Origin of the sequence: Sphingomonas sp. DG1-23, assembly GCF_030730875.1 — a bacterium.
Classification (GTDB): domain Bacteria; phylum Pseudomonadota; class Alphaproteobacteria; order Sphingomonadales; family Sphingomonadaceae; genus Sphingomonas.
The window spans coordinates 394,816-407,658 of the sequence record NZ_JAVAMA010000003.1 but is presented as its reverse complement, the minus strand read 5'-3'; the positions used below and the strand labels follow the sequence as shown (position 1 = coordinate 407,658).

Annotated in this window: 11 protein-coding genes and 1 tRNA gene; 2 read left to right on the top strand and 10 right to left on the bottom strand. The window is 62.0% G+C overall.

The annotated features are described in order from the left end of the window. Window positions 1-77: 77 nt before the first annotated feature. Window positions 78-293 (top strand): hypothetical protein, encoded by a 216-nt coding sequence (locus tag Q9Q95_RS07490; protein WP_306095519.1) that lies wholly within the window; start codon window positions 78-80, stop codon window positions 291-293. Then, window positions 290-2,419 carry a TonB-dependent siderophore receptor gene (locus Q9Q95_RS07485; protein WP_306095516.1) on the top strand — a complete coding sequence of 710 codons (2,130 nt, stop codon included), beginning with the start codon at window positions 290-292 and terminating at the stop codon, window positions 2,417-2,419. The genes Q9Q95_RS07490 and Q9Q95_RS07485 overlap by 4 nt, the downstream gene beginning before the upstream one ends. A gap of 51 nt (window positions 2,420-2,470) precedes the next feature. On the opposite strand, the gene Q9Q95_RS07480 is transcribed toward Q9Q95_RS07485, so the two are convergent. From Q9Q95_RS07480 to gyrA, 10 genes are all read right to left on the bottom strand, one after another. Next, the gene (locus Q9Q95_RS07480) at window positions 2,471-3,298 is read right to left on the bottom strand and encodes a polysaccharide deacetylase family protein (RefSeq protein ID WP_306095515.1); all 828 of its coding nucleotides are present in this window, start codon (window positions 3,296-3,298) and stop codon (window positions 2,471-2,473) included. A 67-nt stretch (window positions 3,299-3,365) separates the two neighbouring features. Then, window positions 3,366-4,256 carry a TauD/TfdA family dioxygenase gene (locus tag Q9Q95_RS07475; protein ID WP_306095514.1) on the bottom strand — a complete coding sequence of 297 codons (891 nt, stop codon included), beginning with the start codon at window positions 4,254-4,256 and terminating at the stop codon, window positions 3,366-3,368. 273 nt (window positions 4,257-4,529) lie between these two features. Continuing rightward, the gene (gene rfbD / locus Q9Q95_RS07470; RefSeq protein WP_306095513.1) at window positions 4,530-5,399 is read right to left on the bottom strand and encodes a dTDP-4-dehydrorhamnose reductase; all 870 of its coding nucleotides are present in this window, start codon (window positions 5,397-5,399) and stop codon (window positions 4,530-4,532) included. Then, window positions 5,396-5,941 (bottom strand): dTDP-4-dehydrorhamnose 3,5-epimerase, encoded by a 546-nt coding sequence (rfbC, locus tag Q9Q95_RS07465; protein ID WP_306095511.1) that lies wholly within the window; start codon window positions 5,939-5,941, stop codon window positions 5,396-5,398. Before rfbC ends, rfbD begins: the two co-directional genes overlap by 4 nt. Next, the gene (rfbA, locus tag Q9Q95_RS07460) at window positions 5,938-6,816 is read right to left on the bottom strand and encodes a glucose-1-phosphate thymidylyltransferase RfbA (protein ID WP_306095509.1); all 879 of its coding nucleotides are present in this window, start codon (window positions 6,814-6,816) and stop codon (window positions 5,938-5,940) included. The genes rfbC and rfbA overlap by 4 nt, the downstream gene beginning before the upstream one ends. A gap of 555 nt (window positions 6,817-7,371) precedes the next feature. Further along, window positions 7,372-7,446, bottom strand: a tRNA-Glu gene (locus Q9Q95_RS07455). A gap of 42 nt (window positions 7,447-7,488) precedes the next feature. Next, entirely contained in the window at window positions 7,489-8,811 is a 1,323-nt protein-coding gene (locus tag Q9Q95_RS07450; protein WP_306095507.1) for a PepSY domain-containing protein, read from the bottom strand. 57 nt (window positions 8,812-8,868) lie between these two features. Next, complete coding sequence (locus tag Q9Q95_RS07445; protein WP_306095505.1) at window positions 8,869-9,285, bottom strand: hypothetical protein; 417 nt, start codon at window positions 9,283-9,285, stop codon at window positions 8,869-8,871. A 49-nt stretch (window positions 9,286-9,334) separates the two neighbouring features. Beyond that, window positions 9,335-9,682 (bottom strand): DUF952 domain-containing protein, encoded by a 348-nt coding sequence (locus Q9Q95_RS07440; protein ID WP_306095504.1) that lies wholly within the window; start codon window positions 9,680-9,682, stop codon window positions 9,335-9,337. 168 nt (window positions 9,683-9,850) lie between these two features. After that, window positions 9,851-12,595 (bottom strand): DNA gyrase subunit A, encoded by a 2,745-nt coding sequence (gene gyrA / locus Q9Q95_RS07435; protein ID WP_306095501.1) that lies wholly within the window; start codon window positions 12,593-12,595, stop codon window positions 9,851-9,853. Window positions 12,596-12,843 lie beyond the last annotated feature (248 nt).

Genomic DNA, 12,843 nt, shown 5'->3' with positions numbered 1-12,843 from the left:
GGTGGCACGTGCAGGATGAGCGCTGACGGCAAGTCGGATAGGAGTGTGGGGGATATGGCCGGGAGCCGGTTTGGGCGATGACCCTGATCGCGCCGGGCAGGGCGGCGTTCGAAAGCCGCGGAACCCGTCACGCCAAGCTCGGTGAATCCAGATTTCAGGTATGCCGCACAAAACGGTTGCACCCTCCAGGCTTCCACATTACCCATCTTATTGAAGATTGTAATATGCAGTTGGCGATACTCAATCGCTGCGATGAGCGCTTTTTCCTGATTAATGGGCGTACAGCGTTATGATCGAAAAGCTTAATTGTTCGATCGTATTTAGTATTTGCGCCAGCTGCTCGACTTGGGCAGTTCCACATGCATCCGCTCAAGAAACTGCGAAAGAAAAAGAGAATCCTGAAATTGTGGTGAGAGCTACTGTGCCCGCGGTGGTGCAGAAGGATGATCGAACAGTTTATAATCTCGACGCCAACCTGCAAGCGGCTAGCGGTAGCGTCGCCGACGTGCTGACGACCTTGCCCTCGGTCAGCGTCGATGCAAACGGCGGCGTCCGGGTTCATGGCGAAGGGGTTGTCGTATTGGTGGACGGCCGGCCGGCGCCTGCGTTGCGCGGCAATCTTGGCGCGGCACTACAGTCCATGTCGGCCAGCACGATCGCCCAGATCGAAGTGATCACGTCACCCGGCGCCGAATTCAGATCAAATGCCGCCGCAGTCATCAATATCGTCACGAAGAAGCCATCCGGGCCCGAAACAAAGGGAGAAATCTCCGCAAATCTGGGAACGCCGCACCGGCGCCGGAATATGTCATTCAATGGATCGACGGGCACAGGGAAGTGGACATTTGGTACCACCCTCGGCTTCCGCGAGGACGTTCGTTCCGACCTCATCGATGTCGATCTGCGCACGTTCGACGCGAGCGGGGGCGATGCTGCCCGGCTGACGGAACACAGGTCGACGTTCGTCCCATACAGGAATTTAAGCGGCAATCTGAATGCCGACTATGCGATCTCGGATCGCGGCAGCCTTCGCATTTCCGCGGAAGGGGCGCTCAGGGACAGGCCACGTCGCTATACTGCGACGACTATCCTGAGCCGGCGGTCGGATGGGTTGATCAGCACGGGCCTGACGAAGGATGCTGCCGAGCAGGATTATGATTATTATGCGCTGACGGGCGAATATAATCGCACAAAGCTGTTCGGGAATGACAAATTGTCGGCCAGAATTTCTTATGAAAATCACGTTACGAACAGGCTGTCGTCGGACATCATCACGTTTCGCGAGGACCCCTCGCCGAATTCGCTGCTCGACCAGTCCTGGCTTCAGGACGGCAAGGTATGGAAGGGCTCGTTCGACTACCGGATCGATCTGTCGAAAGTGTCCCAGCTCAAGCTGGGCGGTGAAGTGGAAAACGCCAACGACATCATAAATTACGGGCGAACGAGAACGCTCTCGGAAAGTGGAGTCGTTTCCGCTGCCAGCACATCGGCCCGTATTCGCAACCGATATTCGGCGGCCTATCTCGAGTATAAGACGAAGATCGACGACTGGTCGATCCGGGGCGGCGTGCGGTTCGAAACGCAGAGCTCCAACATCCGGCAGGACGGGCCCGTACTCCCGGTCGAGAACAGCAGCGATTCGTGGAGCCCCAGTCTGACGATTAGCTCCGATCTCGACACCAATGATTCGGTCGCATTTGCGTATAGTCGCAGGGTAAACCGGCCGAGCGCCGACGAGCTCGCTCCGATTCAGCTTGTCGTCAACACCGTAACCAACGTTGGCAATCCGCGCCTCAAGCCCGAAACGATCGACAAGTTTTCCGTAAAATATAATCATGATTTCGACATCATGAGCCTTTCGGTCGAAGCGTATTTCAACGAATCGAAAAACGAGGTTCTCGAGCATATCATTCTGCCCGATCCGGATCAGCCCTACCTCGTCTCGACCTTCCAGAATGCGGATGAAAGCAGAAAATATGGCGTCGATGCTTCGCTCAACATTCCGCTCTCGTCCAAATTAAAGGTCAATCTGGATGCGGACATTTTCAGAGGCGAGATGTCGCTGCTCATCAATGAAGATCGATACCGGATCGATCAGACCAGCTATATATTGAAGGCGGACGTCACATGGAGTCACAGCAAAAAGGGGCAGTTGCAATTTAGTTCGCAACTATACGGAAACTCGCTGAGTTCGAACGGGATTAATGACGCCTATTCGTCGCTTAATCTCTCATACAGTTACCAACTGGCTCGGAACCTCAAAATCGTTGCGAATTTCACGAATATTTCCGGAACTACCGAATATGGTGATATCGTCAGATCGAAAGAGTTCATCAGGCGGACCCGGCTTCGCGTACCGGGCCAAGTGTTCTTTGCCGGGTTAAAATACAAGTTCGGGGGCGGTGCGAGCGTTGAATGATCCGGGCGCTCGCGGGCCGATATGCGAGACGAAAATGACGCGCCAGGCGATTCAGGCCGCGCTCTCCTGCAACATCGGCGTCAGATTGCTGCGAAAGAGATTGCCCTCGCCTGCTGCTTCGGGCGGCAGGCCCGGATCGACCAGATACACGGTTCCCGTGCAGGCGGGCCGGGCCTCGGCGTGCAGACGTTCGAGCCCGAAGGGTACGGCATAATCAACAACCGGCTGTCCGGATGCGGCTCTCAACCAATCGCCGGCGGCAATCAGCTGCTCGCGCTGTTGCTGTGGATCGAGCGCGCTGATGCACTGATGGTCCCAGCCATGGTTTCCGATCCGAACGCCGGCCCGGCACAATTCATCGAACTGGCTGCGAGTCATGGTCCGGGCGTGTTCGCCGATCTTGGCGTCTTCCGCGCCAAGCAGGCGTTCGACTTCGTCGAGCAAGCGGTGTGCCGCTGTCTCGCGCGCGGTCAATAGCAGCGGCCGGACCGCGAAGCGGAACTTGCGCAACTGTTCTCTTGAATCGAGATCATAGGCCACGCCCTGGAACATGCACGAATTGACCGTGCGTCCATCGACCAGGGCATCGAAGCGGCTGAACCAGTAATCATTACCGGAAATGATCTGCGAAGGATTTACGAAGAGGGTGATTTCGTGGCCCAGCTCGCGCGCGATCAGACAGGTCTCGAAACCCGCGCGGGTCGAATCGTCGACGGTCAACACATCGCCTTCCGCGCACGCGTCGGGTTCGACGAACCGGTCCTCGCGCTGGGCGAGGTAGCTGCGCAGTGCCTGCTCGGGCACATAATGCCGCATCGATTGCAGATCCCTTGTCCAGTTGGGGGAACTGCCGTGCAGAATGTAGGTCTGGCGGGTCATTGCATACCAATCGTCTGACGCTGTTCGGAGGGCGGGGCGGGCGTTCAAGGCAGTTCCGGGGCACCGCTCATTCGGTGTGGATCGTGCTTCGATACATGATTCTGGTTTCCGACGGGTCGTGGCCGCTTGACGAATGAAGCATCCGTAAATTGTCCCATATCACGATATCGGACAGCTCCCATTGGTGGAAATAGGCCAACGAACCTGCCAGTCGCGCAATTTCCCCCGCAACGGCGTCGAGCAACGCGTTGCCCTCATCATCGGCTCGTCCGGCGATGCCGGTCGCCATCCAGGGCGAGACATGCAGGATCGGTTCGCCCGACGCGCAGGCGCGGATCGAGGGATGGCTGGCGGAGAGTTCGGTCGACGGAGGAATCGCCGATCGCTTCTGCGGGGTGCGCACAACGCGGAAACCGGCCGGAATGCCAAAGCGCAGGTCCGCGACGGAGAGATTGTGGCCATAAGTGACGTCGTAGCGGGCAACCTCGTCGCGAAGCGATGGATCGAAATGACGATACAGGTCTCGGCCATCGACGAACCCGGTCATGCCGCCCGATCGCACCCGTCGCCCGCAACGCAGCGCTCTGGCGGCATTCGGGCGTTCGCTATAGCATTGATCATAGTGCCACGGCATCCAGCCGGCCAGTTGTTTGCCGTCGATCTCGACAACCGTCGTTGCTCCGGGCGCGCTTGTCATTTCCCCGACGCCGGGGACCTTGAGCCCATCGATCTCCCCGCATTCCGCCGGCGGATAGGCTTTAAGGGTGCCAAACACTTCGCTCAGCGCGATCTGCAAGCGATGATCGGCCGCGATGTTCTGGAAAATGAGCAACCCCTTTTCCGCCAGGAGGCGTCGCAACTGATCGCGCCGGGTCTCGATTTGCAAGCATGCGATGTGGATTCCACTGACGCGAGCACCGAACGCGTAATTACCAATCGAATTTACTTCAATTGACATATGCGTCCCTCCGAATACGCGCGGAAACTGCGAAAATATTTAGCTTTCGTTCCAAAGATGCAGGATTTCTACCATAATCGTACTAATTTTGAGTCGCATATTAATCAGGTGAATTGTGGCATTTTGAGTCTATGCGCGCAATCCCGGCGTGGCTGGCGCGATTGCCGGCACAGGTTAGTGCGTCCATGACGATCAGCGGATCGCCGGGATAACGGGGGTGCCAGTATCGGGCGAAATTTGCCCCGATGAACCGGCACCTCCGTAATCAGAATGCTAGTCATTCCGATCGCCTTTCAGGCTCGCCAACACCTGCTTCAGCTCCGTACGCCAATGCTGCGCCGGTCCGCCAAGAAGACCCCAGCTTGGCCATTTGTCGAGAACGCTAAAGCTGGGCCGGCTTGCCGCCGCCGGATAATCTTCCGATCTGATGGGAATAATCACCGGCGGATCGCCTATGATGCCGACGGCCAATGCCTCTTCGGATATGGCGACTGCAAAATCGTACCACGAGCAAACACCGGCATCGGTGAAATGATGCAGGCCGGTCGCTCTCTGGGCAATCAGACCCCAGACGGCCTTGGCCAGCGAATGCGCGCTCGTCGGGCTCCCGACCTGATCGCTTACGACCTTGACAGGGCGGCTCTGCTGGAACTTCCCCAGCATTGTTTTCACGAAATTGTCGCCGCTTTCGGAATAGACCCACGCGGTGCGTATCACGAGGGCGTCGCGCATGGACAGGGCCGCCTGTTCGCCGGCCAGCTTGCTACGCCCGTAAATCGATAGCGGTGCGGGCGAATCGTCAATTGCATAAGGCGAGCCCTTGGCGCCATCGAATACGAAATCGGTCGAAAAATGGACCAGTTTCGCCCCTGCCATCTCGCAGAGCCGGGCGAGATCGCCCACTGCATCTCCGTTCGTCCGGAACGCGGTCCTTTCTTCGGATTCAGCCTTATCGACTTGAGTATAACCCGCCGCGTTGATGACGACGTCCGGATTGATCGCCGCGATGATCGCGGTCATCGCGGAGGGATTGCAGATGTCTAGCTCATTTCTGCTCAATGCGATCACTTCGGCTTCAGCAGGCGCTGTTCGCGCGATCGCCAAACCGACCTGGCCATTTGCCCCCGTCACCAGGACCTTCACGGATATACCTCGGCGTTGCGCAGGAAGACGCCCTTGCGGTCGCGCGCAGACACCGTCGGAGCCGGCACTTCAGCTGGCCATTCGATGCCAAGATCGGGATCGTTCCAGGCAATGCAACGCTCGTCATCGGGCGAGTAGAGACCGCTGCATTTGTAAAGGAAATCCGTGTCGTCCGCGAGAGACAGGAATGCATGGCCGAACCCCGGAGGCACCCACAGCATTCGCTTGTTCTTGCCCGACAGCTCGGTTCCGAACCATTTGCCGAAGGTCGGCGAAGAGCGGCGCAAATCCACCGCGACGTCGAAGACGCGCCCTGCCGTGACGCGCACCAGCTTACCTTGGGGGTTGCGGATCTGGTAATGGATCCCCCGCAATACGCCCGACGCCGACCGACTGTGATTGTCCTGTGCGAATGTCACATCGAGACCGAGCTCGGCGAACGTGCGCGACGACCAGCTCTCCATGAAGAAACCGCGATCGTCGCCATATACCTCGGGTTCGATGACGAACAGGTTCGCGAGGTCCGTCGCGAGCAACTTCACGGGCGCCCTATGGCCAGCTGGTCGAACAGATAACGGCCATATCCGCTACCGCTCAGCGCCTGCGCCAGCGCCTTCAGCTGGGCATCGTCGATAAATCCGCATCGCCAGGCAATTTCTTCCGGGCAGCAAATCTTCAATCCCTGGCGTTCCTCTATGATGCGCACGAAGTTGCCGGCGTCGGACAGCGAGCCATGGGTCCCTGTATCCAGCCAGGCATAGCCCCGCCCCATAAGTTCAACATGAAGTTGCCGGTCGTCCAGATAGCTGCGATTGAGATCGCTGATTTCCAGCTCGCCGCGTGCCGACGGGCGAAGCGTTCGGGCGCGAGCGACAGCCGAATTGTCATAGAAATACAGCCCGGTGACGGCATAGTTGGATCGAGGCTTTTGCGGCTTTTCCTCGATTGTCGCAGCCCGATCTTTGTCATCGAATGACACCACGCCATAAGCGGACGGATCGGCGACATAATATCCGAAAACCGTCGCTCCTGCGGTCCGGCCGGACGCTGCAGAGAGCAGGCCCGACAAACCTTGCCCATAAAAGATATTGTCTCCAAGGATCAGCGCGGAGGGGCGATCTCCCACGAAGTCGGCTCCGATAATATAGGCTTGCGCGAGACCTTCGGGTTTCGGCTGCACCGCATATTCGATCGACAATCCCAGGTCGCCACCATCGCCCAACAGATTCCTGAAAGCGCCCTGACTATCGGGGGTCGTGATGATGAGCACTTCTCTGATCCCGGCCAGCATCAAGGTCGAGAGCGGGTAATAGATCATCGGCTTGTCATACACCGCCATGAGGTGCTTGCTGACAGTCAGCGTGAGGGGATGCAGCCTGCTGCCCGACCCACCTGCCAGAATGATTCCGCGACGCATGTCAGAAGCCCGAATATCCATGAGACAGCTTGCTTGGCCAATAGTGAGGCGATTTAAATGAAGCGCGGCGGATTTCCAGAAAGTGGTTCCATCTGAGGTGCACGCATATCGAGATTCTTGTTCACTGCATAGTAGTTGGCGCCGGCCTCAGAGGCCGTTCAGGGGCGGGACTGCCGCACTCGGATTTCGATGTCGGCAGTGCCGAGCCGCTCGTTATTAGCGTGCGCGATCAGCGGCACCTCAGCGTGATGCGATTATCCACTATCCGGCTGGCTTGAGGGCGTTGACGTCAAGGGGATCGCGGCCAACCACCGCGAATATTCAACCTGGAGATCGATCGCCGATGTCAGCTTCGGGCAGGCCGGTGCGTTCCTGAAAATCTGCAGTTGGAGTGCGAACCGGATATTCGCCAGCGCTCCGCCGACCGGGAAGGCGAAAGCTGCGGGTCTGAGAACAATCCGTAAAATCCGCCGACTTCCAGCCACGGTTTTGCGGCAAATCTGCGGGGAGTTGCGCAATCGCGCAGCTATCCGGCAGTTAAATGCTTGAAAACGCTGGTGACCCCTACGAGAATCGAACTCGTGTTTTCGCCGTGAGAGGGCGACGTCCTAACCGCTAGACGAAGGGGCCGTGCTGCGGAAGGCGGGCACTTAGGGCGCGCTAGCCGACCCGTCAAGCACGTATCGGCGTTCGGCCGAGCCAGCGGCGCGCAGCCGGCCAGCGCGGAAGCAATAGCCGGTCGGCGAGGGCGACCGATACCAGGGGCGCGCCGAACAGCGGCATCGCCAGCGCGAGCAGCAGCACCGCGCCGATCAATAGCGGTCCGTAGCGAGGGCGCGACAACGGAAGCGGCGCGCCGAGCAGTCCTTGCGGCCGCCTGCGCCACCACATCACTGCGCCGGACACCGTCAGCGTGGCGAGGAGAAATGCGGTCAGCGTGCCGAGCAACTGGTTGGCGAGGCCGAACAACGCGCCCTCGTGCGCCGCGATGCCATAACCGACCGCGCGATCCAGCCAGTGGCGATCGGCGAAGTCACGGCGCGTGCGGATCGCTCCCGATGCGCCGTCGACGGTGATCTGGGTGCGCAGCGGGCGATTGGCGGCATCCGAACTGACGGTCCACGCGCCGCTTCCGGCCACGGGCGGCGCGATCAGCACCGGCGGCGCGATCCCGAGCGGATAGACGGCGGCAACGATGCGATCGAGCTCGGCGCCGGGCGCGGGGACGTGCAACATGCCCATGCCGCCATGCTCGGCATGGTCGCCTAACATCGGGCTTCGCGCGCCCGTCGGCCAGTCCTGCGGCCCGTCGAGCGTGCCGGTGATCGTGCGGACTTCCTTGAAGTAGCTGCCCCAGAACTTGGCCCAGGGCAGGCCCGTCGAGATCAGAAACAGTGCGAATATGGCTACCCAAATCCCGGCGACGGCATGCAGATCGCGCCAGAACAGGCGCTTGCCGCTGTGCAGGCGCGGATAGAGCAGGCCGCCGAGCCCGCGCGCGCGGCGAGGCCACCAGAGATAGAGACCGGTGAGCAACATCGTCATCGTCCAGCAGGCCGCGATCTCGACCAGATAGCTGCCCGGATTGCCCGCGCGAAACGTGCCGTGCAGGTCCGAGACGACGCGCAGCGGACGCTCGCTTTCGGCTTCGGTGCCGAGCACGCGGAGCCGATACGGATCGACATAGACGCGCGTCTCGACACCGTGCCGGCCGACGATGATCCGCGCGGCTTCGCCGGGCCTCTGCGGGAGCTGGTATTTATGCAGCGTGGCGCCGGGCAGTGCGGCCAGTGCGGCTTTCACCTGCGCGTCGGCGCTGGTGCGGGGGCCGGCCGGGACGAGTGTGTCGTACGACCGTTCCAGCCATGCCTCGATCTGGGGCTTCCATAGATAGATCGTCCCCGTGGCGGCAAGCCACAGGACGAACGGCATGCAGAACAGTCCGGCATAGAAATGCCAGCGCCATACGGCGTTGTACCAGCGCGTGCTCGGCATCGATGGATTCCTCGACAGGGTATGAGCGGGGGGCGTGCGCAGTGCGCGCCGGCAGCGTCAGCCGAGAAAAGGGGGCCCCGTCGCGCGCGCGGGCGGGGCGGCAAGGCCGCGGCCGGGCGTGGTTTCGCGGATATGGCGGACAGGCTCGGGGCGCCGCTGCGGAAGCGGCAGCGCGAGCGGCGCCGCGAAGACGAGCGGCGACGCGGCCATTGCGAAGGCGCAGGGCGGGTCCGGATCCTCGTGCCCGGCGGGCGCTTGCTTGCCGATCGCCTTGGCGAGCAGCATCCTGGCTTCGCGGAGGGCAGCGGGGCCGCTGGCGCCACTATCGGCGCACCACGAAAGCGTGACGCCAGTGGCGTTCGCCTGCGGCATCCAGCCCGCCGGGACTGCGATCCGCAGCAGCAGCGCGCAACCGACCAGCAGCAGCGCGAGGTGCGGCCAAGGGTTTCGCCGGATAGTCGCTGCTTCCGTCACCTCTCGCGCATTATCGCAGCTGCTCGCGGAGACAAGCGAACAATTCGCTTTAGCCGGCAACCGGCAGACGCAAGCTGCCATCGGATTCGTAATGGAGTTCGCTATAAGCGATGACGGCATCGAGCGGCAGCGGTCCATAGATATGCGGGAACAGTTGGCCGCCGCGCGAGGGTTCCCATTTTACGGCCTCGGCAAGCGCGTCGAGATCGACCGCTGCCAGCCAGAGACCGTCCTGTCCGGCAAAATGCTTGTCGAGCGTTTCCTGCAGCTGCGCCGCAGTGGAGAGGTGGATATAGCCATCCTGCAGATCCACCGGCGCGCCGGCGAAACTGCCGTCGGTTTCGAGCGCGGACATCTGGTCGGCGGTGAGGACCTTGTAGGCGGTGGATTCGGGCATGGTCTCTCCTTCGCCGGCTGTTGAAACGACTACATCGCGACAGCCAACATTGTTCCCCGGCGCAGGCCGGGCCCACTCTCGACGTTCAACGGGGCGCGCAACCCCGCCACTGAACCGCGCCGCAACTGGGCCCCGGCCTGCGCCGGGGAACAGTTCTGTACGGCGGCGTTACTGCCCGTCCTCCGGACCCGCCGCGAGATCCTCGCTGGTCGTGGCGTCCGGGGTCGGTTCGCCCGCGACTGCGCCATCCGCCAGATTGACTTCGGCCTCGTCCTCGCTCTCCTCGATCCGTGCGGCCGAGACGACATGCTCGTTGTCGGCGACGCGGAAGAGGATCACGCCCTGGGTGTTGCGCCCGGTGACGCGCACCGAACCGACCGTGGTGCGGATCAATTTGGCCTGATCGGTGACCAGCATCAATTGCTCGCCATTGTGCGCCGGGAAGCTCGCCACGACCGGCCCGTTGCGGTCCGAGCTGACGATGTTGGTGATGCCCTGGCCGCCGCGATTGGTGCGGCGATATTCGTACGCCGAGGTGCGCTTGCCATAGCCGTTGGCGGTGACGGTGAGGACGAACTCCTCCGCCGCCTCGAACTCGGCCATGCGCTCGGGGGTGAGGGCGATCTCGCGATCGCCTTCCTTCCATGGCGCGGCCTTGAGATAGTCCTCGCGCTCCTGCGGCGTCGCGTCGAAGCCACGCAGCACCGACAGCGAGATGACCTCGTCGCCATCGGCCAGCCGCGCGCCGCGCACGCCGGTCGAATCGCGGCTCTGAAACTCGCGCACGTCGGTCGCGGCGAAACGGATCGCCTTGCCCTGCTTCGTCGCGAGCAGGACGTCATTGTCCTCGGTGAGCAGCGAGACGCCGATCAGGCGATCCGCCGACCCTTCCTCGAACTTCATCGCGATCTTGCCGTTGGTACGGATATTGGCGAACGCGTCCATCGAGTTGCGACGCACCGAACCCTTGGCGGTGGCGAACATGACGTGGAGCGCCCCCCATTCATTCTCGTCCTCGGGAAGCGGCAGCACGGTCGAGATCGTCTCGCCGCTGGCCAGCGGCAGCAGATTGATCATCGGGCGTCCGCGGGTGGCCGGCCCGCCCTCGGGCAGGCGCCAGACCTTCATCCGATAGACCTTGCCGTGGTTCGAGAAGAACAGCACCGGCGTATGGGTCGAGGTGACGAACAGATGCGTGACCGCATCCTCGTCCTTGGTCGCCATGCCGGCGCGGCCCTTGCCGCCCTTGTTCTGCGCGCGGAAGGTGTCGAGCGGGGTGCGCTTGATATAGCCTTCCATGGTCACGGTGACGACCATGTCCTCGCGCTCGATCAGGTCCTCGTCCTCGATCCCGTCGGCGGCGGCGGCGATCTCGGTGCGGCGCGGCGTCGCGTACTGATCGCGGACCGCGGTCAGCTCTTCGACGATGACTTGGTAGAGCCTGGCGCGGTTGCCGAGGATCTCGAGCAGTTCGGCGATCGATTCGGCGAGCTTGGCGAGCTCGTCGCCGATCTCGTCGCGGCCCAGCGCCGTGAGGCGATGGAGGCGCAGATCGAGGATCGCGCGGACCTGCACTTCGCTCAGGCGATAGCTGTCGCCGGTGACTTCGGTGTCGACCGCCTCGACGAGGCGGATATAGGGCGCGATCTCGGCGATCGGCCATTCGCGGGTGAGCAGCCGGTCGCGCGCCACGGCGGGGCTGGGCGAGCTGCGGATGATCTTCACCACCTCGTCGAGGTTGGTCACCGCGATGACGAGACCGAGCAAGATGTGCGCACGGTCGCGTGCCTTGGCGAGCTCGAACTTCGAGCGCCGGGTGATGACCTCTTCGCGGAACTTGACGAACGCCTCGATGATGTCGCGCAGGTTGAGCAGCTCGGGGCGCCCGCCGCGGATCGCGAGGATGTTGGCCGGGAAGGACGACTGCGCCGGGGTGTTGCGCCACAGCTGGTTGAGCACGACCTCGGGAGTCGCGTCGCGCTTGAGGTCGATGACGATGCGGACGCCTTCGCGGCTCGATTCGTCGCGGATGTCGCTGACGCCCTCGATCCGCTTTTCCTTGGCGGCCTCGGCGATCTTCTCGACCAGCGCATTCTTGCCCTGCTGGTACGGAATTTCGGTGAGCACGATCGAGCGGCGCTCGCCACGCTGCTCGGTGGTGTGGCGGCTGCGCACCATGATCGAGCCGCGGCCGGTCTGGTAGGCCGAGCGGCAGCCGCTGCGGCCGAGAATGATCGCGCCGGTCGGGAAATCGGGGCCGGGGACGATCTCCATCAATTCCTCGACCGAAATCGCGCCGTTGGCGATATAGGCGAGGCAGGCGTCGATCACTTCGCCGAGATTGTGCGGCGGGATGTTGGTCGCCATGCCGACCGCGATGCCGCCGGCGCCGTTGACCAGCAGATTGGGATAACGCGCGGGGAGGACCGTCGGCTCGCTCTCCGAGCCGTCATAATTGTCCTGGAAGTCGACCGTGTCCTTGTCGATATCGTCGAGCAAGGCCGAGGCGACCCTGGCGAGCCGCGCCTCGGTGTAACGCATCGCCGCGGGCGGATCGGGGTCCATCGAACCGAAATTGCCCTGGCCGTCGATCAGCGGCACCCGCATCGCCCAATCCTGGGCCATGCGCGCCATCGCGTCATAGATCGAGCTGTCGCCATGCGGATGGTATTTGCCCATCACGTCGCCGACGAGGCGGGCCGATTTGCGATAGGCGCGGCCGGCGACATAGCCGCCTTCCTGCGCGGCGTAGAGGATGCGGCGATGGACGGGCTTCAGGCCGTCGCGGACATCGGGCAGGGCGCGCGCCACGATCACGCTCATCGCGTAATCGAGGTACGAGGTCTTCATCTCGTCGACGATCGAGATCGGGGTAATATCGGAAGGGTCGGCGAGGATGGTCTCGTCGGTCAAAGGATCACGCTTTCGGAGTTTGTTACGTTACGATGGCTCTAGCGCGCCCGATACCACCTGCCAACCCCGCGCGCTCGCGCGTACGCGTACGCGCGAGGGAGCAGAGGGGGCGTCGCCGCGGAACGACTATAGGCGTTCAATCGTCGTTCAGGGCGCGCTTGTCATCGCGAAGTCAAACGCGTCCGCTTGAACGGGGCGCGCTGGACATTTAGAGGGGCCGCCGACCGAATGCCGTTCCCACGAGGAGA